The organism is Teichococcus aestuarii, assembly GCF_003116135.1.
GTDB lineage: Bacteria > Pseudomonadota > Alphaproteobacteria > Acetobacterales > Acetobacteraceae > Pseudoroseomonas > Pseudoroseomonas aestuarii.
In genome coordinates, this window is the sequence record NZ_PDOA01000003.1 from 294,176 (window position 1) to 317,021 (window position 22,846).

The window sequence follows — 22,846 nt, forward strand, 5'->3', positions numbered from 1 at the left end:
CGCATCAGCGGGCCGGCAGGCGCCAGGCCAGCGGCAGCGCCAGGGCGCAGAGCCCCGCCATCAGCAGGAACACGCCGCCGCCCCAGGCGGCGTAGAACGGCCCCGAGAGCAGGGTGAACACCCCCATCAGCAGGCCGACGCCGAGGGCAGCGTGCAGCGCCTGCGCGGTGCCCGCCTGCTCGGCCGGCACCAGCCGCAGGATCATGTGCATCGCCGCCAGGTGCTGGGCGCCGAAGGTGAGCGCGTGCAGCACCTGCATCAGCGCCAGGGCGGGCAGCCAGACGGTGCCGGCCATCAGCCCCCAGCGCAGGAGCCCCGCCCCCGCCGCCAGCAGCGCCATGCCGCGTGGCCCGACCCGCGCCATCAGCCGCCGCCCGAGCAGGAACAGCACCACCTCCCCCACCACGCCCAGGCCCCAGAGCAGGCCGATGGTGGCGGTGGAATGCCCCGCCGCCGTCCAGTGGATGCTGCCGAAGCCGTAATAGGCGGCGTGGCTGCTCTGGATCAGCCCGGAGAGCAGCAGCAGCCGCGTGAAACCGGGCAGGCGCAGCGTGGCGCCGAAGCCGCCCTTCGCCTGGCGCGGGGGCCGTGGCGGCGGGCGCGGCATCAGCAGGGTGGCGGCCAGGGTGGCCAGCATGGCGGCGCCGATCAGCACCGGCACGGCGCCATAGCCCCACACCCCCACCAGCCAGCCAGCCAGCATCGCCGCCGCCATGAAGGCCACCGAGCCGGCGGCGCGGACCTGCCCGTAGTCGAACAGCCCCTGGCGGGCGGCGGCGAGGCAGAGCGCGTCGGCCAGGGGCACCTGCGGCGCCATGGCGATGCCGAGCAGCACCTGCACCAGGATGAAGCCCAGCAACCCCGCCGCCGCCAGGAAGCCGCCCGCCACCAGCAGGCCCAGCAGCGCCAGCCCGCCCAGCAGCAGCCGGGCATCGCCCAGCGCGTCCGCCCAGCGCCCGGCCGCCGGCCCGGCCAGCAGCCGCGCCAGCGAGCCCAGCGCCAGCGCCAGCGCGATCTCGCCGGGCGAGAGGCCCCGGGCGGCCAGGAAGGCCGGCAGGAAGGGCTGCGTGACGCCGATGGCGGCGAAGATGGCGCTCAGCAGCAGGACATGGCGCAGGACGGGAAAGCGGAGGGCGGAGATGGCAGGCACCAGAGGAGTCGGGAAGAAAGGGGCAGGCCGCCCCCGCCCTTCCCTTCTGCCTCAGGCCTGCCCGATGCGCAGCAGGAATCCATCCACCGCGCTGCGCAGCGTGGTGTTGCGCTGCTGCAGGCTCGCCGCCGCCTCGGAAAGCCGGCCGACCTCCTGCTGCGCCTCACCGGCGGCGCCGCGCACCTCGCCGCTGCGCTGCGCCACCTCGCCCGTGCCCTGCGCGGCGGCGGCGGCGGCGCGGGCGATCTCGCGGGTGGCGGCGCCCTGCTGCTCCACCGCCGCAGCGATGCTGCCGCTGATGCGGTCCACCTCCGCGATAGTGCCGGCGATGCCGCTGATCGCCTCCACCGCCGCACCCGTGGCCTGCCGCATGGCGGTGATCTGGCTGCTGATCTCCTCGGTGGCGCGGGCGGTCTGCCCGGCGAGGTTCTTCACCTCGGAGGCGACCACGGCGAAGCCCTTGCCTGCCTCCCCCGCCCGCGCCGCCTCGATCGTGGCGTTGAGCGCCAGCAGATTGGTCTGCCCGGCGATGTCGCCGATCAGCTTCACCACGTCGCCGATGCGCGCCGCCGCCTCGGTCAGCCCCTGCACCGTCTGGTCGCTGCGGCGGGCGGCCTCGGCGGCGCCGGCGGTCACCTGGGTGGCCTCGGCCGTTTGGCGGGCGATCTCCTGCACGGCGGAGGCCATCTGCTCGGCGGCGGCGGCGACGGTGCGCACCTCCTGCGACGTGCCATCGGCGGCGCTGGCCGCCGCGCCACCCGCCCGCGCGGTGCGGTCGGCCACGCCGCGCAGCGTGGCGGAGGCGCTCTCCACCGCCCCGGCCGCCTGGCTCAGCCCGGCCATGGCGGCATCCACCTCCTGGCGGAAGTCGCTCACGGCCGTGGCATAGGCCTCGGCGCGCCGCAGCCGGGCCTCCGCCGCTTCCCGCGCCTGCTGCTCCACCCCTTCGGCATGGCGCAGATTCTCGCGCAGGCTCTCGGCCGCGCCGGCCAGCACGCCGATCTCGTCCGGCCGGCTGGCACCGGGGACGGGCTGGCCCAGATCGCCCGCCGCCATGTTGGCGATGCCCCCCGTGGCGGCCGAGAGCGGCCGCAGGATGCTGCGGCGGATGGTGACGATCAGCGTTGCGCCCAGTATGGCGAGGCCCGTGCAGACCAGCGCCAGCAGCATGGCGGAGAGGCGGTCGGCATAGGCGATGGCCTCCCGGGCCGCATGCTCGCTCTGCGCCTCGGCGCTCTTGGCGGCACGGTCCAGCATCTCGTTCAGGGCCCGGCGGTTGGCCCGGTTGGCCTCGTTGTTGCCCATGGCGTTGGCGGCGGGGGGCCCTGTCTCCACGCCGACGCGGGCGACCTCGGTGCGGAAGCGCACGAACTCGCCGGTGATGCGCGACAATTCGTGGAAGGCGGGAAGCTCCTCCGGCCGCAGCAGGGCCTGCCAGGCCTCCATCTCGGCCTGCAGCCCGGCCAGGGCGCGGCGCAGCGAGGCGGCCGCCTTCTCCGCATCGCTGCCGGGCTGGGCGAAGTACAGCAGGCGGCTGTCCGAGACCGCCTCCATGACCCGCCCGTTCACCCGCTCGACCCGCCAGGCGATCGCGCCGGTCCGCTGCGTGGCCTGCACCTCCACCCGGTAGCTGGAGAGCGCCCACATGGCGAAGCTGGCCGTGACCAGCGCCACCAGCGCAGACAGCCCCAGCAGGACGTAGAGGCGTGTGGCGAGCGAACGCGACAACCAGCCGATCATGAAATCTCTCACCCTCTTCCGGACGTGCCGCCCCCTATGCGGGCTGCCCGCAGGGCCCGTGCATCCTCAGCGGGGCAGTACTGCCATTCCGTTAAAAAGCCCCGCCGCGCGCAGCGTGGTTGCCAAGCCCCCTCGCTTGGCCCACTTAGGCACGAGATGCCCGTTCTCTCCCCGTACTCGTCCTCCACCGCCTCCATGTTTCCCGCGCGCGTCAAGGCCGTCCTGGGTCCGACCAACACCGGCAAGACCCACTTGGCCATCACCCGCTTGCTGGCGCATGAGACCGGCATCATCGGCTTTCCGCTGCGCCTGCTGGCGCGGGAGAACTACGACCGCATGGTGGCGCTGAAGGGGGAGGAGCGTGTCGCCCTCATCACCGGCGAGGAGAAGATCCTGCCGCCCGGCGCCAAGTGGTTCGCCTGCACGGTGGAGGCCATGCCGCTCGACCGGCGGGTGGAGTTCGTCGCGGTGGACGAGATCCAGCTCTGCGCCGACCCGGACCGCGGCCATGTCTTCACCGACCGGCTGCTGCATGCGCGCGGCATGGTCGAGACCATGTTCCTCGGCGCCGAGACCATCCGCCCGCTGCTGCAGCGGCTGGTGCCGCAGGCCGAGATCGAGACCCGGCCGCGGCTGTCGCAGCTGCGCTACGCGGGGCCCGCCAAGCTGACGCGGCTGCCGCCGCGCTCCGCCGTGGTCGCCTTCTCGGCCAGCGAGGTCTATGCCATCGCCGAGGCGATCCGCCGCCGGCGCGGCGGCTGCGCGGTGGTGATGGGCCGGCTCAGCCCACGCACCCGCAACGCCCAGGTGGCGCTCTACCAGAACCGCGAGGTGGACTTCCTGGTGGCGACGGACGCCATCGGCATGGGGCTGAACATGGATGTGGACCATGTCGCCTTCGCCTCGCTGCAGAAGTTCGACGGCCACCGCCCCCGCCCGCTCTCGGCGCAGGAGGCGGCGCAGATCGCCGGCCGCGCCGGGCGCGGCATGCGCGACGGCACCTTCGGCGTGACGGCCGACTGCCCGCCCCTGCCGGAGGAGATGGTGGCCAAGATCGAGGGCCATCACTTCGAGTCGCTCGGCACGCTGGCTTGGCGCAACGCCGATCTCGACCTCTCCGGCATCGACGCGCTGCTCGACAGCCTGGCTGCCCCGCCGCCCGTGCCCGGCCTCGCCAAGGGCAATGACGCGACCGACCACATCACCCTCGAGGCCCTCTCGCGCGACCAGGAGATCCGCCAGGTGGCGCGCGGGCGGACGCGCATGCGGCTGCTGTGGGAAGCCTGCCAGATCCCGGATTTCCGCAAGCTGGCCGATGACAGCCACACGCGGCTCTGCGCCCGCGTCTTCCTCCACCTGGCGAAGGAAGGGCACCTGCCCGCCGACTGGGTGGCCGGGCAGATCGCCCAGTGCGCCACCACCGAGGGCGACCTCGACACGCTGATGACGCGCCTCTCGGCGATTCGGGTCTGGACCTATATCGCGGCGCGTGCAGACTGGGTGCGCGACGCCGCCCGTTTCCAGGACGCCGCCCGCGCCGCCGAGGATGCTGTCAGCGATGCGCTGCATGAGCGCCTGACCGCCCGCTTCGTCGACCGCCGCGCGGCGCACCTGATCCGCCGGCTCGACGAGTCCGCCGACGAACTCCTCTCCGCCGTCACCCGCCAGGGTGAGGTGGTGGTGGAAGGCCACCCCGTTGGCCAAGTGAAGGGTTTCGTGTTTGAACCCGATGCCGCTGCGGGTAATGGGGAGGAGCGCAAGCTTGTCCTGCGTGCCGCCCGCCGTGCCCTGCAGAGTGAGATGCCGAAGCGCGTGACTGAGATCGAAACCGCGTCCGACGACGCTTTCGCCCTGACCCCGTCCCACCGCATCACCTGGAACGGTGACGAGGTCGCCCGCCTGCGGCCCGGACCCACCCCGGACAAGCCGCTGGTCGAGCCGCTGCCCACCGACCTGCTGGACGGCGCGCAGCGGGAGCGTATCCGCGCCCGCCTCGCCACCTGGATCGAGGCGGCCATCAAGCGGGAATTCGCCCCGCTCGACGTGGTGGAGGCCAAGGCCGCCGAGGATGGCGCGCTGCGCGGCCCCGCCTTCCGCCTGCGCGAGTATCTCGGCCTGGTGCCCGGTGGCACCGAGGCGGAGGTGAACCCCGAGCTGCGGCAGAAGCTGAAGGCCATCGGCATCCGCGCCGGGCGCTTCGCGCTCTATTTGCCCGAGATGCTCAAGCCCAAGCCGATGGCGCTGCGCGCCCAGCTCTGGGCGCTGAAAGCCGAGTGCGACGTGCCGGTGGTGCCGGGCGGCGGCCTCGTCTCCGTGCCGCCGCCGGAAGGCTGGCCGGAGGGCTTCGCCGCCACCATGGGCTGGGTGCAGGCCGGGCCGGTGCTGCTGCGGCTCGACGTCGCCGAGCGCGTGGCCGGCGAGCTCGGCCACCTGACCCGCCGCGCGCCCGCCATGCTGCCGGCCGACGTGGCCAGCCGCCTGGGCGTGAAGGCCGACGTGCTGCCCGCCGTGCTGCAGGCGCTGGGCTTCCGGCTGCTGACGCCGGAGGCGCTGGCCGAGGATGCGTTCGGCCCGCCCGCCCCCGCCATGGTCAGCGCCCGCCGGGAGGACCGCGGCCGCTTCCGCCCGGGCCGCCCCGGCGAGCGCCGCGATGGCCGCCCGGCGGAGCGCCGCCCGGAGCGGGGCGGCGAGCGTGGGGGCGAACGTGGCCCCCGCCCGCCGCGCGAGGCCGCGCCCGCCGCCGAAGGCACCCCCGAGGGCACGCCCCCGGCGCCGGAGCGGGAGCCGCGCCGCGAGCGCGGCCCGCGCGACCAGGCCGGTGGTGGACCGCGCTTCCAGGGCAAGGGCGGCCCCCGCCCGCAGGGAGACCGCCACCAGGGCGACCGGCCGCCGCGCCCGCAGGGCGACCGCGGCGACCGCCGTGGCCCGCGCAACGACCGCGGGCAGGAGCCACGCTCCTTCTCCTTCTCGCCCGAGAAGGGCAAGGGGCCGGACCCGGACAGCCCCTTCGCGGTGCTGGCGCGGCTGAAGCTGGGCAAGGACTGACTTGGCGGCCGGCGGCGACGAGGACCGCGACTGGCAGCGGCTCGACAAGTGGCTGTGGTGCGCGCGGGTGGCCAAGACCCGCGCGGATTGCTCCCGCCTCGTGGCGCGCGGCGCCGTCCGCCTCAACCGCCAGCCGGTGGACAAGCCGCACGCGAAGCTCCGCCCCGGTGATGTGATGACCCTCGCCCTCGGCGGGCCGGAGCGTGGCAGCGTACGGGTCTGGCGCATCCTGGCCCTGGCCGGCCGGCGCGGCCCCGCCCCCGAGGCGCGCGCCCTCTACGAGGACCTGACCGAGCCGCCGCCAGGCGCCCCGCCGCCCGCCGCGCCCTGACCTCCGCCATGCCCGGCGCGGGGCCGCGCCATCGCAGAAAGGCGGTTGCGCGGGCGGGCATTGCGGTCCATTTCTCCGCCGCGCGCCAGGGTGTCTGGCGCAGGAGCTGTCTGGAACGGACGGCAGAAGGATTGGGGCCCGTGACCTACGTCGTCACCGAGAACTGCATTCGCTGCAAGTACATGGACTGCGTGGAAGTCTGTCCGGTGGATTGCTTCTACGTGGGCGAGAACATGCTGGTCATCCACCCGGATGAATGCATCGACTGCGGCGTCTGCGAGCCCGAATGCCCCGCCGAGGCCATCTTCCCCGACAGCGACGACCGCGCCGCCGAATGGGCGGAGCTGAACCGCACCTACGCCCAGCAATGGCCGAACATCACCCGCAAGGGCGAGGCGCCGGCCGATGCCGAGGAATGGAACGGCAAGCCGGACAAGAAAGAGCTGTTCGACCCCAAGCCCGGCGCCGCGTGACGAATCACGCGTTTTTTGCTATCCTGCGATTTGGGCCTGGTTGTCCGCGCCCCGGCGCGGCCCCAGCTTTTCTGGGTGCGTGAGGCGATGAACGCGCGGCCGGCTCCCTCCGGTGGCGCCGCCCCTCCCCGCACTTGCGGTTCGCAGGAGTAGACAGCGGATGAAGCCACCCGCCGGCGCGAGATCCACCAGCACGCAACCCGAGCCGGCCCCGGCCGAATCCCGAACCTCCCCCCGCATCCTACCCGGACGTCGCCCAGGCATGTCGGAATCCCAGAGCCCCTCTCCCACCGAAGGCGGGTCCTCCCGCCCTGTTCCGCCGCCCAAGCCGCTCGGCAACCAGGGCAGCGAGTTCAAGGCCGGCGACCATGTGGTGTACCCGACCCACGGCGTGGGCCAGGTGCAGGGCATCGAGAGCATGGCCGTGGCCGGCACGGAGCTGAAGGTGATCATCGTCACCTTCGAGGAGAACCGCATGACGCTGCGGGTGCCGCTGAACAAGGCGGCCTCCTCCGGCCTGCGCAAGCTCGCCAACACCAACATGATGGGCGAGGCGCTGGAGACGCTGAAGGGCCGCGCCCGCATCAAGCGCACCATGTGGTCCCGCCGCGCCCAGGAATACGAGCAGAAGATCAACAGCGGCGACCCCGTGCAGATCGCCGAGGTGGTGCGCGACCTGCACCGCAATGCCGGCCAGCCGGACCAGTCCTTCTCCGAGCGGCAGATCTACGAGCTGGCCATGGACCGGCTGGCCGCCGAGGTCGCGGCGATCGACGGCACCGACAAGAACGCGGCGATGAACAAGCTGCTGGAGCACCTGAAGCAGGGCTGACGGCACCCGCCACGCCGGCCGGATACGCAAGAAGGCCCGGGAGCAGCCAGCTCCCGGGCCTTTTTCCTGCGCGGCGGCTGGCTTCAGCCGGGAAAGGCGACGCCCAGCCGCGCCGACCATTCGCGCAGCGCGGCCACGGTCCCGGCCGGCACCTCCAGCCCCTCCGCCTCGGCCCGCGCGATTCCGCGCGCCGCCTGCTCGCCCGGCAGGCGCACCGGGCGGGCGGGGTCGGCCGGCGCGTTGGCGCGGCAGGCCTCGGCCAGGAAGGACATCTGGTCCCCGAAGGCCTCCCGCCCGGCGAAGGCGCCGGGGTCCATCACCTGCAGGTAGACGCTGGCGCCCCAGCGGCCCGGCGCGTCCCGCCGGCCATGGCCGGCCAGGCCCTGGGTCAGCGCCTCCACCATCAGCGCCAGGCCGAAGCCCTTGTGCCCCGCCTCCGGCCCGCCCAGCAGCATCAGGCTGCCGCGCGACGCCTCGCGCTCCATCACGGCGGGGTCGCGGGTCGGGCGGCCCTCGGCGTCCAGCAGCCAGGGGTGCTCGAACATCTCGCCGGCGGCGGCCTTCTGCCGCGTCATCGAGACGGTGGTGATGGAGGCGGAGATGTCCACCAGCACCGGCACGGCGCCGGCCGGGAAGCCGACCGCGAAGGGGTTGGGGCTGAACAGCGCCTCCCGCCCGCCGAAGGGCGCCACGATCCGGCTATGCGGGCCGGAGGAGGCCAGCATGACGAAGCAGCCGGCATCGGTGGCGCGCCTGGCCAGGGCGGCGAGGCAGCCGATATGGTGGCTGCGCCGCATGGCGAGGGTGACGACGCCATGCCGCGGCAGCCGGGCGAGGGCCTGCTCCACGGCCTGCTCCACCAGCCAGAGGCCGGGGCGGTAGCCGCCATCCCAGACCAGGGTGGCGCCGGTGTCGCGCAGCACCTCCGGCTGGCCGGCGGTCTCCATCCGCCCCGCCGCGATCTCGGCCAGGTAGGCGCCGGCCTGGGCCAGGCCGTGGGTGCGGCGGCCCATCATGTCGGTCAGCACCAGCAGCCGGCCGACGCTCTCCGCCATGCCACGCTCCAGCCCCGCCGCCGCGAACAGCGCCGTGGCGAAGGCCTCCAGCTCCCGGGGCGCGCGCCGCAGGGCGGCGGGGGCGGTGGACAGGCTCATGCGGCGGGCTTCCTCACTCGGGGCGGATGTTGTGGGTACGGACGATGGCGCCGTAGCTCTCCGTCGCCTGGGCCAGCCAGCGGCGGAAGGCGTCCGGCCCCTCCACCCGCGGCTCGCCGCCCAGCTCGGCGATGCGGCCGGCGATGGCGGGCTGCGCCATCACCGCGCGCAGCACCGTCTCCAGCTTCTCCACCAGCGGGCGCGGCGTGTTGCCCTGCACCATCACCCCCTGCCAGGTTCCGGCATCGGCCATCGGCCAGCCCAGCTCGGCGAAGGTCGGCACGTTCGGCAGCGCCGCCAGCCGGTGCGGGCCGGAGACGGCGATGCCGCGCATCTGCCCGTTCACCACGTAGGGCTGCGTCGCCGTGGCGCCGTTGATGATCATGTCCGCCTCGCCTGAGCTGATGGCGAGCAGCGCCGGCGCGCCGCCACGGTAGGGCACGTGCGTCACCTCGCCGCCGAGCTTCGCGGCCACCTCCACGGCGGTGAGGTGCGTCAGGCTGCCGACGCCGGCATTGGCCAGGTTCAGCCCGCCCTTCCCCCTGGCATGGGCCGCGAGGCTGGCGGCGTCCGTCACCGCCAGGGTGTTGCGGGTGGCGGCGAGATAGGGGGCGTAGATCAGCATGGTGACGGGCGCGAGGTCGCGCTGCACGTCGAAGGGGATGCGCGGGAACAGCGCCGGGTTGATGGCGAGCGTCGAGACGTCCATCAGCAGCAGGGTGTGGCCATCCGGCGGGCTCTTGGCCACGGCGTCGGCGCCGATGTTGCCGGCGGCGCCGGCCCGGTTCTCCACCACCACCGACTGGCCGAGCGCCTTCGTCATCTCGGGCGCCAGCAGGCGGGCGATGATGTCGCTGGTGCCGCCCGGCGCGTTCGGCACGATGATGCGCAGCGTGTGGTCGAACCCCTGGGCGCGCAGGGCGGGTGCGGCCAGCGGCGAGAGGGCGGCGGCGCCGGCCAGGGGCGCGGCGCGCAGCAGGGTGCGGCGAAGCATCTCGGTTGTTCTCCCCGGAACTGGCCGCCTGTGGCGCGCGGCCTTGGCTTCCGCTCTAGGCCCGCGCGGCGATACCGGTCTAAACCTGATTCGGCATCGGCCGATGCCGGGGCGGTATCCATGTTCGAGTTCAACCAGCTGCGCTGCTTCGTCGCGGTGGCGGAGGAGCTGCACTTCCACCGGGCCGCGGCGCGGCTGAACATGACGCAGCCGCCGCTGAGCCGGCAGATCCAGGCGCTGGAGCACCGGCTCGGCGCCGTGCTGCTGTGGCGGGACAGCCGCGGCGTGCGCCTCACCCCGGCAGGCCAGGCCTTCCTGGAGGATGCCCGGCGGCTGCTGCGGCTGGCCGAGGGCGCCGCCCTCCAGGTCCGGCGCGTGGCGCGCGGGCAGAGCGGCGAGGTGCGGATCGGCTTCACCGCCGCTTCCAGCTATGGCGTGCTGCCGCGGCTGGTGGGCCTGCTGCGCACCCGCCTGCCGGAGATCACGCTGACGCTGCGCGAGGCGGTCTCGCAGGAGCAGGTGCAGGCCCTGCAGGCGGGGCGGCTCGATCTCGGCCTGCTGCGGCCGGTGGGGCGCCCGGCCGGGCTGCTCAGCACCCGGGTTCAGCGGGAGGCGCTGCTGGTGGCGCTGCCGCGGGCGCATCCGCTGGCGTCGCGCCCCGCCATCGCCCTGTCGGCGCTGGAGGACGAGCCGCTCATTACCTACCCGCCGGTGGAGGGGCGCTACCTGCACGACCTCGTCACCGGCCTGTTCCGCCTTTCGGGCATCGTGCCGGAGCGGGTGCAGCACATCAGCCAGACGCATTCCATCCTGGCGCTGGTGGGGGCGGGGCTCGGGGTGGCGCTGGTGCCGCGCGCGGCCGAGCGGCTGCAGCCGGCCGAGGTGGCGCTGCGGCCGCTGGACATGCCGGCACCGCCCGCCGCCGAGCTGGTGCTGGCCTGGCGGCCGGAGATGGAGAACCCGGCCTGCGCCACCGTGCTGGCCATGCTGCGCGCGGAGTGGGCGTCGCTCGGCACGGGGCTGGAAGGGCTCGGCCCGCCGCCCCAGGGCTGAGCGGCGCAAAGAAAAAGCCCCGGAGGTTTCCCTCCGGGGCCATCCACCCTTACCGGGGCGCCGGCAGGATCAGTCCTGCTGGCGCACGCCCATGAACTGCAGCAGCAGCTGGAACAGGTTGATGAAGTTCAGGTACAGGCCCAGCGCGTCGAACACGCTGCGCTTGGCGGCGATGTCCGTGCCCTCGGCATAGGCGTACTCGACGTAGTCGGACTTGATCCGCTGCGTGTCGTAGGCGGTGAGGCCCACGAACACCACCACGCCGATGACGCTGATGGCGAACTGCAGGGCCGAGGAGCCCACGAACATGTTCACCACGCCGGCGATGATGATGCCGATCAGGCCCATCATCATGAAGGTGCCGAGCTTCGTCAGGTCCGCCTTCGTCGTGTAGCCGTAGAGGCTGACGGCGGCGAACATGCCGGCGGTGATGAAGAAGGTGCTGGCGATCGAGGCGCCCACATACACGGCGAAGATGTTCGCCATGCTGGCGCCCATGGCCGCGCAGAACACCCAGAACAGCGCCTGCACCGTGCCCTTGCTCATCCGGTTGATGCCGAAGGACAGCACCAGCACGAAGGCGAGCGGGGCGAGCATGGCCGCGAAGCCCAGGATGGTCGGCTGCGTGGCCAGGCCGCGCGGCGTGCGGACAACCGTGTAGAACAGGTCGGCCGCGCCGGTGTTGGCGATCAGGTAGGCAACGATCGCCGTCAGCAGCAGGCCGGACGCCATCCAGTTGTAGACGCGCAGCATGTAGGACCGCAGCCCGGCATCGACGGCGGCCGCGTCGGCAGTCGCGGTGCGACCCCAGCCAGGCGCACCCGTCGTGTATCGATAGTCGGGACCAGTGGCCATAGGTGTCTCAACTCCTCCCAGCGCGGAGAATCCGCGGGTCATGAGTAATATGGACTAACGGTAATCTGGTTCAACGGGAATCGCGGGCGTGGCGGGCGGGGCCGCGCAGAATTCATCGGCCCGCCCCACCCGCGGCAGGGCTCCCTTAGCGGAAAGGCCCTGGGGCGGGAAATCACTCATTGCGCAACAATGGCGCGGCCCGCGCGCGCAGGGCCAGCGCCGTGCCGGCATAGCCCAGCAGCAGCGTCAGCAGGGTGCAGCCCAGGATGGTGGCGGCCAGCGTGCCGGGCAGGAAGGCCCAGTCCGTCCGCATCACGTAGCGCGCCACAGCCCAGCTCGCCGCCGTGCCGCAGAGCGCCGCGATGACGCCCGCCGTGGCGCCGAGCAGGCCGAACTCCACCATCCAGGCGCGCCGCACCTGGGCGCGGGTGGCGCCCACCACCTTCAGCACCACGGCGTCCCGCACCCGGCGGCGCTGGCCGGCGGCCATGGCGCCTGCCAGCACCAGCCCGCCCGCCAGCAGCGTGACCCCCGCCACCGCCGAGACGGCGGTGCCGAGCCGCTCCAGCAGGCCGGAGACCGCCTCCAGCGCGTCCCGCACGCGGATGCCGGAGACGTTGGGGAAGGCGTCGGTGATGGCGCGCAGCACGGCGGCATCGCGCGCCGGATCGCCGCGCAGGGTGGCGATGTGGGTGTGCGGCGCCGCCTCCAGCAGCCCGGGCGAGGCGATCAGCACGAAGTTCAGCCCCAGCCCCTGCCACTCGATCTGCCGCAGGCTCGCCACCTTCAGCGCGATGTCGCGGCCGAGGATGTCGAGCGTCACCGCGTCGCCGACCGTGACGCCCCAGCCCTCGGCCAGCCGGGCATCGAGCGAGAGCAGCGGCGGGCCGCTGTAGTCGGCCGCCCACCACTGGCCGGCCACCAGGCGGGTGCCCTCGGGCGGGGTCGCGGCATAGGTCAGGCCACGGTCGCCGCGCAGCGCCCAGCGCGTGTCCTCGGTGGCCTGCACCTGGTCCACCGGCACGCCCTTGATGGCGGTGATGCGCGCCCGCAGCGAGGGCACGCGGCGGATCTCCGCCACGCCGGGCTGCGCCAGGGCAAGCTCGTCGAAGCGCCGCGCCTGGTCGGACTGGATGTCGATGAAATAGAAGTTCGGCGCCGCCTCGGGCAGCTGGTCCTGGATCTGGCGGCGGAGGTTGCCCTCGATCATCGCCACCGCCGAGAGGGTGGTCAGGCCGATGCCCAGCGCCACCAGCAGCAGCGCGGTGGGTGCGCCGGGGCGGTGCAGGTTGGCCAGCCCCAGGCGCAGCGCCGGGCGCCGCTGGTGCCGCCAGCGCCGCGCCAGCGCCATCAGCGCGCTGGCGCCGAGGCGGAACAGCAGCAGCGTGCCGCCGGCGGCGGCGCAGAAGCCGAGCGCGAAGCCCGGCTGCTCGGCGCTGCCCACCACCAGCGCCACCAGCGCCAGGGCGGCGGCGGCGTTCACCGCCAGCAGCGACCAGCGCGGCCGCCCGCCGCCGCCCTGCACCACGTCGCGGAACAGCGCGGCGCCGGGGATCTCCCGCGCCCGGCCAAGCGGCCAGAGGGCGAAGGTGAGCGCCGTCAGCACGCCGTAGAGCGCCGCCTGGGCCAGCGGCAGCGGGTAGAAGCCAAGGCGCGGCGGCACCGGCAGGGCGCCCTCCAGCGCCCGCGCCGCCAGCACCGAGAGCCCCTGCCCCAGCAGCAGCCCGAGCAGGATGCCGAGCGCCGAGAGCACCAGCACCTGGAGCAGGTAGGTGGTGAAGATCACCCGCGCCGGGGCGCCCAGGCAGCGCAGCGTGGCGATGGTGCGCGCCCGCTGGTCCAGCCAGGCACGCACGCCCGTGGCCACGCCGATGCCGCCCACCAGCAGCGCTGTCAGCCCGGCGAGCGTCAGGAAGGAGGCGGCACGGTCGAGGAAGCGGTTGACGCCGGGCGAGGCCTCGGCGGCGCCGCGGATGCGCCAGCCGCCATCGTCATGCGCCACGCGCAGCGCCTCGGCGAAGGGGCCGGGCGCCAGTCCGGGCGGCAGGGCGATGCGGTACTCGTACTGCACCAGGCTGCCGGGCTGGATCAGCGCCGTGGCCGGCAGGCTCTCCATCGCGATCATGGCGCGCGGGCCGAGGATGGCGGGGCTCGCCACCTTGTCCGGCTCCGAGCGGATGGTGCCGGCATGGCGCAGCCGCGCCTCGCCCAGCCGGATCTCGTCGCCGGGGGCGACGCCGAGGCGCTCGGCCACCAGCGGGTCCAGCGCCACCTCGCCGGGGGCGAGGCGCCCGCCCCGCTCCGGCGGCAGCGCCGGCTCCAGCGCCAGCGCGCCGTAGAGCGGGTAGGCCCCGTCCACCGCCTTCAGCTCCACCAGGGAGCGCTCGCCCGAGGGGGCGATGGCCATGGCGCGCATCTCCACCACCTCGGAGAGGCGGGCGCCCTGGCCGGTGATCCAGTCCCGCGCCGCTTGCGGCATGGGGCGGTAGGAGACGCGCACCGAGAGGTCGCCGCCCAGGATGCGGGCGCCGTCGGCGGAGAGCCCCGCCTGGATGCCGGCGCGCAGCGTGCCGACGGCGGCGATGGCCCCCACCCCCAGCGCCAGGCAGGCCAGCACGATGCGCAGCCCCCGCAAGCCCCCGCGCAGCTCCCGCCGCGCGAAGCGCAAGCTCAGCCCGAAGGTGCCGCTCACGAGGAAGCAGCCGGGGGGGGCGTGGCGCTGTCTTCCACCAGCAGGCCATCGGCCATGCGCAGGCGGCGGCCGCAGCGGGCGGCCAGCGCCGGGTCGTGGGTGATCAGCAGCAGGGTGGTGCCGAGCTGCTCCCGCAGGCCGAACAGCAGATCCATCACCGCTTGGCCGGTGGCGCCGTCGAGGTTGCCGGTGGGCTCGTCGGCCAGCAGCAGGCTGGGCTCGCCCACCACGGCGCGGGCCAGCGCCACGCGCTGCTGCTCGCCGCCCGAGAGCTGCCCGGGGTAATGCTCCAGCCGGTGGCCGAGCCCGACCCGCCCCAGCGCCACGCGGGCGCGCTCGAAGGCATCGGCCCGCCCGGCGAATTCCAGCGGCACGGCGACGTTCTCCAGCGCCGTCATGGTCGGGATCAGGTGGAAGGCCTGGAAGACGATGCCGAGATGGTCGCGCCGGAAGCGCGCGAGGCCATCCTCGTCCAGCCCGCCGAGATCGGTGCCAGCGACCCGGAGGCCGCCGCCGGTGGCGCGCTCCAGCCCGGCCAGCAGCATCAGCAGCGAGGTCTTGCCGGAGCCGGAGGGGCCGACCAGCCCCACCGCCTCACCTTGTTTCACGTCCAGATCAAGGCCGCGGAGGATGTTGACCTCACCCCCCGGCCCCGCCACCTTGAAGGCGAGCCCGCGGGCCTCGATGAGGTTTGCGTCGCGTCCGGCCCCCGCGGGGGGCCTCGCAGCGGGGGAACGGATGGCGTTCGGTGCGTCCAGCATGTTCCGCAGATATGGCCGGCGTGCCGCACTGCGAAGGGCAGCTCTCGGTATCGGAATATTTCTTTCGGCGTGGCCAGCCCGGGCGCAGGAGCCGGTGCGGCTGCTGATCCTGGGCGATTCCATCACCGCCGGCTACGGGCTGGCGCCGGAGGAGGCCTTCCCCGCCCAGCTGCAGAAGGCGCTGCGGGAGGCGGGGGAGGCGGTGCGCGTCATCCCCGCCGGGGTCTCGGGCGACACCACGGCGGGCGGCAAGGCGCGGCTCGACTGGGCGCTGGCCGACCGGCCGCAGGCGGTGATCGTGGCGCTCGGCGGCAATGACGGGCTGCGCGGCCTGCCGCCGGCCGACAGCCACGCCAACCTCGACGACATCCTGAAGCGCCTCGCGGCGCGCGGCCTGCCCACCCTGCTGGCCGGGATGCTGGCGCCGCCCAATCTCGGCGCCGAGTACGGCCGGGATTTCGCCGCCACCTTCACCCGGCTGGCCGAGGCGTATCCTCAGGTTGTCTTCTATCCCTTCCTGCTGGAGGGCGTGGCGGGCGAGCCGGCGCTGAACCAGCCGGACCGGATCCATCCCAACGCGCAGGGCGCGGCGGAGATGGCGCGGCGCATGCTCCCCGCCGTGCGGGAGCTTCTGTCCAAGGTGCAGGGAGGTTGAGCCGCCATGCCACGCCTGTTCGTTGCCCTGCCCCTGCCGGAGGCGCTGCGGGAGCAGCTCTCCGACCTTGCCGGCGGACTTCCCGGCGCGCGCTGGGTGCCGCCCGAGAACTACCACCTGACGCTGCGCTTCATCGGCGAGGTCGAGGGCTGGCGCGCGGATGAGCTGGACGAGGCGCTGGCCGGCATCCGCGCCAGGCCCTTCGACCTCCAGCTGGCGGGGCTCGACATCTTCGAGAAGGCCGGGCGCATCCACTCGCTGCATGTGAAGGCCGAGCGCGGCGAGCGGCTGGCGCATCTCCAGTCCAAGGTGGAGACGGCGCTGCAGCGCGCCGGCCTGCCGCCCGAGCGCCGCCGCTTCGCGCCGCACGTGACGCTGGCGCGCACCGACAAGGTGGCGCCCGACAAGCTGATCGGCTTCGTCCAGGCGCACAACCTGTTCCGCCCGCCGCCGGTGGCGGTGGAGCGCTTCTCCCTGTTCTCCTCCCGCCTCGGCAAGGAGCAGGCGCATTACGAGGCGGAGGTGGATTATCCGCTCGAAGGCGACGATGCCGGCCGTTCCGGGCTTGCCGGGCGCGAGGCGGAGTTCTAGGCAGCCGCCGGGATGACCCGGCTGCGCCCCTTCCTGCTGAGCCTGTTCACGCTGCTCCTGGTTGGCCAGGGGCTGGTGGCGGCCAGGCACTGCCTGCGCATGGCGCAGCCGCGCGCGGACGGCCTGCTGCTGCACCTCTGCACGCCGGACGGGCTGAAGCTGGTGCAGCTCCCCCCCGATCCGGCGGACGGCCCCGGGCAAGGCGGGGAGGAGGACGGCCCCGCCGGCAGCCCCGACCTCAGCGGCTGGTGCCTGGCCTGCCACGCCACGCCGCAGCTGGCCCTGCCCGCGCCGCCCCTGCTGCCGGCGCCGCACTGGCGCCTGGCCGATGCCGGGCTGCCGCTGCCGGAGGCCAGGGCGCCCCGCCCACCGGCCCGCGCGCCGCCCGCCCTGCCCCGCGCGCCACCCGCCGCCGCCTGAACACGCGCCGCCGACCTTTCCCATCTCCCCGGGCCGCCCTGGCCCGAAACCGGATTTCTCCCGCATGTTCACGCGTCGCCTGATGCTGGCCGCCCTGCCGGGCCTGAGCCTCTGCACCCTTGCCCGCCCCGCCGCCGCCCACAGCTACGCGCTCGGGGATATCGAGATCGGCCATCCCTGGAGCCGCGCCGCGCCGGCCAACATCACCGGCGCCGGCTTCATGACCCTGCGCAACACCGGCACCACGCCCGACCGGCTGGTGGGCGGCAGCGCCGACATCGCCCGCGCGGTGGAGATCCACACCCACATCCATGAAGGCGGGGTGATGCGCATGCGCCCCGTCGAGGGCATCGAGATCGCGCCCGGTGCCGAGGTGCAGCTTGCCCCCGGCGGCTATCACCTGATGCTGATCGGGCTGAAGCAGGCGCTGCGGAAGGATGACCGCGTGCCCGTCACCCTCGTCTTCGAGCGGGCCGGCCGCATCACCGTCGAGCTGGCGGTGGCGGCGGCGGGCGCCAGCCCGGGGCGGAGCGGCGGCGGCCACCAGCATTGAGGGCGGCGCGGGCCAGGGCGGTGGTGGCGGCGGCGGCGGCGGCGCCCGAAGCCGGCGCTTGACCGCGGCCCCGCGCCGCGGGAAGCCTCGCCCATGTCCGCACCGCCCCTCATCATCCTGACCGGCGCCGGCATCTCCGCCGAATCCGGCCTCGCCACCTTCCGCGATCCGGACGGGCTCTGGGCCCGCCACCGCATCGAGGATGTCGCCACGCCGGAGGCCTTCGCGCGCGACCCGGCGCGGGTGCATGCCTTCTACAACATGCGCCGCGCCCAGCTGCGCGACCCCGCCATCCGGCCCAATGCCGCGCATGACGCGCTGGCCTGGCTGGCCGCGCGCTGGCCGGCGCCCTTCCTGCTCGTCACCCAGAACGTGGACGACCTGCATGACCGCGCCATGGGAGAGGACGCCCCCTCCCTGCTGCACATGCATGGCCGGCTGGGCCATGCCCGCTGCCTGCGCTGCGGCGCCACCCGGCCCTGGGCCGGCGATCTGTCCACGGAAACCCCCTGCCCCGGCTGCGGCGAGACCGGCGGGATGCGGCCGGATGTGGTGTGGTTCGGCGAGGTGCCGCTCGGCATGGAGCGGATCGAGGCGGCGATGGCGGGGTGCCGGCTGTTCGTCTCCATCGGCACCTCCGGGCAGGTCTATCCGGCGGCGGGGTTCGTGGCGGCGCTGCGCGGCCGGGCGCGCACGGTGGAGCTGAACCTCGAGCCCAGCGCCGGCAGCCGCCTCTTCGACGAGGCGCGGCACGGGCCAGCCACGGAGCTGGTGCCCGCCTTCGTGGCGGCGCTGCTGGCGGAGCACGCGCCCTGACCCTGGAGGAAGCCGCCGCCGCCGCGCGCGCCTGCACCCTCTGCGCCGCCGCCCTGCCACTGGGGCCGCGCCCTGTCTTCCGGGTGGGCGAGACGGCGCGGGTGCTGATCATCAGCCAGGCGCCGAGCAGCCGGGTGCACGTCACCGGCCTGCCCTGGAACGACGCCTCGGGCGAGCGGCTGCGCGGCTGGATGGGCATCGACCGCCCCACCTTCGACGATGGCGCGCGGGTGGCGATCGTGCCGATGGGGCTGTGCTACCCCGGCCGCCTGCCCCGGGGCGGCGACGCGCCGCCGCGCCCGGAATGCGCGCCGCTCTGGCACCCCCGCCTGATTCCGCCGATGCGCCAGGTCCGGCTCACCCTGCTGGTGGGGGCGCATGCGGTGCGGGCGGTGCTGGGCCGGGCCGCGGCCTCGCGCTTCGGCGAGACGGTGCGGGACCAGGCGGCGCTGCGGCCCCGCGGGCTGGCCGTGCTGCCCCACCCCTCCTGGCGGACCAAGGTCTGGGCCGATGCCAGGCCCTGGTTCGAGCAGGCCGTGCTGCCGGGGCTGCGCGAAGCGGTGGCCCGGGCGCTGGCGGGCTGAAGGCGGGCGGGCTGAAGCCTCAGCCCTCGCCTTCCAGCCGGGCGATCTCCTCGTCGGAGAAGCCGAAATGGTGGCCGATCTCGTGGATCAGCACGTTGCGCACCAGCCGGAACAGATCCTCCCCGGTCTCGATCCATTCCACCAGGATGGGCTCGCGGTAGAGGAGGATCATGTCCGGCTCGGCGGCCACGCCGAGGCTGGTCTTCTCGGTCAGCGGCGTGCCGCGGTAGAGGCCGGTCAGCTCCCAGGGGTGCTGGAGGTCCATCGCCTCCAGCGTCTCCTCGTCGGGCACGTCCTCGACCAGGATGGCGACGCCCCGCACCGCCTCGCGCAGCGCCTGCGGGATGGCGGCGAAGGCGGTCTCCGCCATGTCCTGGAGGTCCTCGAGGGAGGGGGGATGGTTGAAGCGCATGTCCGTCATCCTAGCATCCCTCACCGCCCTGGGCGACCACGCCGCGGCCTCAGGAAGGGCGCGGTGCAGGGCCGGCCGGGGGCGGCGCGGCCTGGGTGGCCCCGCGCTCCGATACCAGCGCGTCGCGGATTTCCATCAGCAGCTTCTCCTGCGTGGTGGGCGCGGGCGGCGCGCTCTGCTCCTCCCTGTGCCGCACGCGCAGCCGGGTGAGCATGCGCAGCAGCCAGAAGATCGCCATCGCCACGATGAGGAAGCGGATGATGGCGTTGATGAACAGGCCGATGGCCAGGACCGCCGCGCCGCTCTGCCGCGTCGCCTCCAGCGAGGGGCCGCGCTCGCCGCTCAGCACGACGAAGACGTTGGAGAAGTCGACGCCGCCGATCATCAGGCCGATCAGCGGATTGATCAGGTCCTGCACCAGGGAGTTGACGATTCCGGTGAAGGCCGCGCCGATGACGATGCCGACCGCAAGGTCGACAACGTTGCCGCGCATGATGAAGGCCTTGAACTCCTTCACCCAGAGCGGCTCGTGGACGGGGATGGGCGGCTTCATGGTGCCTCCTGCTGCGGAAGGAGGACGTGCCTCCTATTGTCGGGCTGGCCGTGGCGGGGCAGGATCGCGCCATGCGCACCGCCCTGCCCGGCCTCGGCCAACAGATCACCTTCGTCTATGCCGAGCAGCCCGAGGCCAGCTGGCATTTCTACGAGACTGTCCTGCAACTGCCGCTGGTGCAGGACCAGGGGCGCTGCCGCATCTACGCGGTGGCGGGCGGCGCCGATGCGCCGCGGGCCTTCCTGGGAGTCTGCCGCGCCCGTGCCCCCCGGGCCGGGGACGAACCGCGGGCGGAGGGCGGCGTGGTGATCACCTTCGTCACCCCCCGGGTCGCGGAATGCCACGCCCTGCTGAAGGCGCGGGGTGTGGAGGTGGGCGAAGCGCCCGCCTGGTCGGAAGCCTATGGCGTGGAGCACTTCTTCTTCCGCGATCCGGCGGGCTACCTGCTGGAGGTGCAGCGCTTCGACCGTGGCGGCTGGCCGGAGCCTGCGGATCAGGCATGAGCCCGGCCCGGCCGGGCCGGGCACCCTGGCCGGAGGCTGCCTCGGAAAGGCTGCCTCCGGCCGCTTCCCTCAGGGCGAGGTGCGCGGCGCCGGGCTGACCGGCGTCGGGCTGGACATGGCGCCGCCGCTGGTGGTGCCGCCGCCCGTCGTGGTGGTCGCGGCGCCGCCGGAGCCGCCCATGCCCGTGCTGCCCGTGCCCGAGCCGCTCATGCCGCTGCCGGTGCTGCTGGTGCCCGTGCCGCTCATGCCCGTGCCGCTCATGCCGGAGCCGCCCATGCCCGAGCCGCCCATGCCGCTGCCGGTGTTGCCCGTGCTGCTTGCGGGACGCGGGTTGGCGGGGGTGCCACCCGGCTCCACCACCATGCCACCGCCCATATAGGCGCCGTCGCTGTTGGCGCGGCTGCCACGGGAGGAGCTGCGGCTGCTGCCGCGGCGGTTGGTCTCGTCGAGCGGCGTGCGCACCTCCGGATCGCGCCACAGCGGGCGGCCGAGATTGACGTCGGAGGGAGAGGTGGTGGCGCCCGTCACGGCGCCGGCGCCACCGCCGACCACCGCACCCACCGCCGCGCCCACCGGGCCGCCCAGCGCGCCCACGCCGGCCCCGGTGGCGGCACCGGCGGCCGCGCCGCCCTGTACCCGCTCGCGCTCATCCGTGCCGCAGGCGGCCAGCGCCAGGGCCAGAGCGGCGGCACCCATCACATGTAATCTCATCGGAGTTCTCCCTGTCTGCGTTCGCAACAACGCCGGGCAGGGAGAAAGGTTGTGCCGCCACTCTGGCCCGCCCTCCGCCAGGATCAGCCGGAGAGCATGGTGCGCGGCAACCAGGTGACGATGCCGGGGAAGACGGTGACGATGGCGACCGCCACCACCATCAGCAGGAAGAAGGGCAGCGTCGCCCGCGCCACGGCGAAGATGCCCTGCCCCGTCAGCCCCTGGATGACGAAGAGGTTGAAGCCCACCGGCGGCGTGATCTGCGCCATCTCGACCACCAGCACGATGAAGATGCCGAACCACACCAGGTCGAACTGCGCCGCCGAGATCACTGGCAGCACCACCGAGGCGGTGAGCACGATCATGCTGATGCCGTCGATGAAGCAGCCGAGGATCAGGTAGATCACCGTCAGCACCAGGATGATCATGCCCGGGCTGAAGCCCTGCTCGCCCACCCAGGCGCCCATGGCGGCGGGAATGCCGGAATAGGCCATGGCCTGGGTCAGGAAGGCGGCGCCGGCCAGGATCAGGTTGATCATGCAGGCAAGGCGCGTGGCGCCCATCAGGCTGTCGCGCAGCGAGGCCCAGCTCAGCGTGCCGCCCCAGGCCGAGAGCGCCAGCGCGCCGACGACGCCGAACACCGCCGCCTCCGTCGCCGTGGCCCAGCCGAAATAGATGCTGCTCATGACAAAGCCGATGAGCAGCATCACCGGCACGAGCTGGGCGCTTTCCCGCAGCTTCTGGCGCAGCGGCATGGAGGGGTCGCGCGGTGGCGTCAGCTCCGGGTGCAGCAGCGACCAGACGGCGATGTAGCCGCTGAACAGCGCCACCAGCAGCAGCCCCGGCAGCACGCCGGCGATGAACAGCCGCACCACCGAGACCTCGGCCGCCACGCCATAGACGATCATCACGATCGAGGGCGGGATCAGCAGGCCGAGCGTGCCGGCGCCGGCCAGGCTGCCCATGGCCATGGGCAGGTGGTAGCGCCGCTGCGTCAGCGCCGGCAGCGACATCTTGCCGATGGTCGCGGCGGTGGCGGCGGAGGAGCCGGAGACGGCGGCGAAGATGGCGCAGCCGATGACGTTCACATGCATCAGCCGCCCCGGCAGGCGCTGCACCCAGGGGGCGAGGCCGCGGAACATGTCCTCCGACAGCTTGGTGCGGAACAGGATCTCGCCCATCCAGATGAACAGCGGCAGGGCGGCCAGCGTCCAGGAGGCCATGGCCTGCCAGATGGCGGTGCCCATCACCTTCTCCACCGGCATGGCCGGCATGGCGGGGATCAGCCAGGGCAGCACGACGACGCCGCAGAAGCCCACCAGCATCAGCGCCAGGCCGATCCAGACGCCGAGGCCGAGGAACAGGAACAGCAGGGCCAGCAGCAGCAGCCCCGCCTCGGTCTGCGCGAGATCCATCAGAGTTCCTCCGCCGCGCGGTCCAGCGCCGAGCCCTCGCCGGCGCGGCGGTAGGAGGGCGTGCCGCCGGCCAGGTGCACCACCAGGTCGTCCAGCAGGGAGAGGGCGAACAGCACCACCCCCACCGCCGAGACCGCCTGTGGAATCCACAGCTTCCAGGGAACGGTGCCCTGCGCCACGTCGTCGAACTCCAGCGAATCGGTGGCGAGGTCGGAGAGCGCCCAGCCCAGCGCCAGCACCACGGCCAGCGCCAGCAGCAGCGCCACCGCCTCCAGCGCGAATCGCGCCCGGCCCCGCAGCCGGCCGATGATCAGGTCCACGCGGATATGCGCGCCATGGCGGAAGGCATAGGCCAGCGGCAGCAGCGCGGAGGCGGCCACGGCGAAGGAGGTCAGGTCGTCCGCCCCCGCCACCGTCAGGCCGAGGAAGCGCCCGCCCACCTGGGCGGCGATGACGAGGGCGATGGCGGTGAGCGCCAGCGCGCCCCCCACCCCGCCCAGCAGATACAGGAAGTCGAGCACGGATCGCAGGGCGCGCATGCGTGGCCTCTCGG

Annotated in this window: 23 protein-coding genes and 1 pseudogene; 12 read left to right on the top strand and 12 right to left on the bottom strand. The window is 73.8% G+C overall.

Annotation, left to right across the window (positions count from 1 at the left end):
- Window positions 1-4: 4 nt before the first annotated feature.
- Together CR165_RS06820 and CR165_RS26265 are read right to left on the bottom strand one after the other, a co-directional pair.
- Entirely contained in the window at window positions 5-1,150 is a 1,146-nt protein-coding gene (locus CR165_RS06820; RefSeq protein WP_181378029.1) for an MFS transporter, read from the bottom strand.
- Between the two features lie 51 nt (window positions 1,151-1,201).
- A pseudogene (locus CR165_RS26265) lies at window positions 1,202-2,248 on the bottom strand (methyl-accepting chemotaxis protein); the annotation flags it as partial.
- A 798-nt stretch (window positions 2,249-3,046) separates the two neighbouring features.
- On the opposite strand from CR165_RS26265, the gene CR165_RS06830 reads away from it, so the two are divergent.
- The 4 genes from CR165_RS06830 to CR165_RS06845 all read left to right on the top strand — a co-directional run bounded on the left by CR165_RS06830 (window position 3,047) and on the right by CR165_RS06845 (window position 7,571).
- Window positions 3,047-5,935 (top strand): helicase-related protein, encoded by a 2,889-nt coding sequence (locus CR165_RS06830; protein WP_245906186.1) that lies wholly within the window; start codon window positions 3,047-3,049, stop codon window positions 5,933-5,935.
- A gap of 1 nt (window position 5,936) precedes the next feature.
- A complete protein-coding gene (locus CR165_RS06835) occupies window positions 5,937-6,266 on the top strand; it encodes an RNA-binding S4 domain-containing protein (RefSeq protein WP_109516218.1) in 330 nt (109 codons plus the stop codon).
- 140 nt (window positions 6,267-6,406) lie between these two features.
- On the top strand, window positions 6,407-6,739 hold the full coding sequence (fdxA, locus tag CR165_RS06840; protein ID WP_109516219.1) for a ferredoxin FdxA: 333 nt from the start codon (window positions 6,407-6,409) through the stop codon (window positions 6,737-6,739).
- A 262-nt stretch (window positions 6,740-7,001) separates the two neighbouring features.
- The gene (locus CR165_RS06845) at window positions 7,002-7,571 is read left to right on the top strand and encodes a CarD family transcriptional regulator (RefSeq protein WP_245906188.1); all 570 of its coding nucleotides are present in this window, start codon (window positions 7,002-7,004) and stop codon (window positions 7,569-7,571) included.
- A gap of 83 nt (window positions 7,572-7,654) precedes the next feature.
- On the opposite strand, the gene CR165_RS06850 is transcribed toward CR165_RS06845, so the two are convergent.
- Window positions 7,655-8,725 carry an Ldh family oxidoreductase gene (locus CR165_RS06850; protein WP_109516221.1) on the bottom strand — a complete coding sequence of 357 codons (1,071 nt, stop codon included), beginning with the start codon at window positions 8,723-8,725 and terminating at the stop codon, window positions 7,655-7,657.
- Between the two features lie 13 nt (window positions 8,726-8,738).
- Complete coding sequence (locus tag CR165_RS06855) at window positions 8,739-9,719, bottom strand: Bug family tripartite tricarboxylate transporter substrate binding protein (protein WP_109516222.1); 981 nt, start codon at window positions 9,717-9,719, stop codon at window positions 8,739-8,741.
- A gap of 120 nt (window positions 9,720-9,839) precedes the next feature.
- On the opposite strand from CR165_RS06855, the gene CR165_RS06860 reads away from it, so the two are divergent.
- The gene (locus tag CR165_RS06860) at window positions 9,840-10,772 is read left to right on the top strand and encodes a LysR family transcriptional regulator (protein ID WP_109516223.1); all 933 of its coding nucleotides are present in this window, start codon (window positions 9,840-9,842) and stop codon (window positions 10,770-10,772) included.
- A 69-nt stretch (window positions 10,773-10,841) separates the two neighbouring features.
- On the opposite strand, the gene CR165_RS06865 is transcribed toward CR165_RS06860, so the two are convergent.
- The 3 genes from CR165_RS06865 to CR165_RS06875 all read right to left on the bottom strand — a co-directional run bounded on the left by CR165_RS06865 (window position 10,842) and on the right by CR165_RS06875 (window position 15,080).
- Complete coding sequence (locus CR165_RS06865) at window positions 10,842-11,627, bottom strand: Bax inhibitor-1/YccA family protein (RefSeq protein WP_109516224.1); 786 nt, start codon at window positions 11,625-11,627, stop codon at window positions 10,842-10,844.
- Window positions 11,628-11,799: 172 nt separating this feature from the next.
- Entirely contained in the window at window positions 11,800-14,319 is a 2,520-nt protein-coding gene (locus CR165_RS06870) for an ABC transporter permease (protein ID WP_245906190.1), read from the bottom strand.
- Window positions 14,316-15,080, bottom strand: a complete 765-nt coding sequence (locus CR165_RS06875; protein WP_109516225.1) for an ABC transporter ATP-binding protein — start codon at window positions 15,078-15,080, stop codon at window positions 14,316-14,318. The genes CR165_RS06870 and CR165_RS06875 overlap by 4 nt, the downstream gene beginning before the upstream one ends.
- A 94-nt stretch (window positions 15,081-15,174) precedes the next feature.
- Here CR165_RS06875 and CR165_RS06880 point away from each other — a divergent pair, with 94 nt between their 5' ends.
- The 6 genes from CR165_RS06880 to CR165_RS06905 all read left to right on the top strand — a co-directional run bounded on the left by CR165_RS06880 (window position 15,175) and on the right by CR165_RS06905 (window position 18,699).
- Entirely contained in the window at window positions 15,175-15,735 is a 561-nt protein-coding gene (locus tag CR165_RS06880) for an arylesterase (RefSeq protein WP_367604204.1), read from the top strand.
- A 6-nt stretch (window positions 15,736-15,741) separates the two neighbouring features.
- Window positions 15,742-16,326 carry an RNA 2',3'-cyclic phosphodiesterase gene (gene thpR, locus CR165_RS06885; protein ID WP_109516227.1) on the top strand — a complete coding sequence of 195 codons (585 nt, stop codon included), beginning with the start codon at window positions 15,742-15,744 and terminating at the stop codon, window positions 16,324-16,326.
- A gap of 12 nt (window positions 16,327-16,338) precedes the next feature.
- On the top strand, window positions 16,339-16,746 hold the full coding sequence (locus CR165_RS06890) for a DUF2946 family protein (protein WP_109516228.1): 408 nt from the start codon (window positions 16,339-16,341) through the stop codon (window positions 16,744-16,746).
- A gap of 64 nt (window positions 16,747-16,810) precedes the next feature.
- Entirely contained in the window at window positions 16,811-17,299 is a 489-nt protein-coding gene (locus CR165_RS06895; protein ID WP_245906191.1) for a copper chaperone PCu(A)C, read from the top strand.
- A gap of 93 nt (window positions 17,300-17,392) precedes the next feature.
- Window positions 17,393-18,115 carry an NAD-dependent deacylase gene (locus CR165_RS06900; RefSeq protein WP_109516229.1) on the top strand — a complete coding sequence of 241 codons (723 nt, stop codon included), beginning with the start codon at window positions 17,393-17,395 and terminating at the stop codon, window positions 18,113-18,115.
- 83 nt (window positions 18,116-18,198) lie between these two features.
- On the top strand, window positions 18,199-18,699 hold the full coding sequence (locus CR165_RS06905) for a uracil-DNA glycosylase family protein (protein ID WP_408887530.1): 501 nt from the start codon (window positions 18,199-18,201) through the stop codon (window positions 18,697-18,699).
- Window positions 18,700-18,718: 19 nt separating this feature from the next.
- Here the strand turns inward: CR165_RS06905 and CR165_RS06910 are convergent, their stop codons facing one another.
- A complete protein-coding gene (locus CR165_RS06910; protein WP_456316312.1) occupies window positions 18,719-19,120 on the bottom strand; it encodes a metallopeptidase family protein in 402 nt (133 codons plus the stop codon).
- 40 nt (window positions 19,121-19,160) lie between these two features.
- Window positions 19,161-19,664: a large conductance mechanosensitive channel protein MscL gene (gene mscL, locus CR165_RS06915; protein WP_109516231.1), complete on the bottom strand. Its 504-nt coding sequence runs from the start codon at window positions 19,662-19,664 to the stop codon at window positions 19,161-19,163.
- A 26-nt stretch (window positions 19,665-19,690) separates the two neighbouring features.
- On the opposite strand from mscL, the gene CR165_RS06920 reads away from it, so the two are divergent.
- The gene (locus tag CR165_RS06920) at window positions 19,691-20,167 is read left to right on the top strand and encodes a VOC family protein (RefSeq protein WP_245906193.1); all 477 of its coding nucleotides are present in this window, start codon (window positions 19,691-19,693) and stop codon (window positions 20,165-20,167) included.
- A 69-nt stretch (window positions 20,168-20,236) separates the two neighbouring features.
- Here the strand turns inward: CR165_RS06920 and CR165_RS24915 are convergent, their stop codons facing one another.
- From CR165_RS24915 to CR165_RS06935, 3 genes are all read right to left on the bottom strand, one after another.
- Complete coding sequence (locus CR165_RS24915; protein ID WP_181378030.1) at window positions 20,237-20,863, bottom strand: hypothetical protein; 627 nt, start codon at window positions 20,861-20,863, stop codon at window positions 20,237-20,239.
- Between the two features lie 98 nt (window positions 20,864-20,961).
- Window positions 20,962-22,293 (bottom strand): TRAP transporter large permease, encoded by a 1,332-nt coding sequence (locus CR165_RS06930; RefSeq protein WP_181378031.1) that lies wholly within the window; start codon window positions 22,291-22,293, stop codon window positions 20,962-20,964.
- Window positions 22,293-22,832 carry a TRAP transporter small permease gene (locus tag CR165_RS06935; RefSeq protein ID WP_109516233.1) on the bottom strand — a complete coding sequence of 180 codons (540 nt, stop codon included), beginning with the start codon at window positions 22,830-22,832 and terminating at the stop codon, window positions 22,293-22,295. Before CR165_RS06935 ends, CR165_RS06930 begins: the two co-directional genes overlap by 1 nt.
- Between the last annotated feature and the right edge of the window lie 14 nt (window positions 22,833-22,846).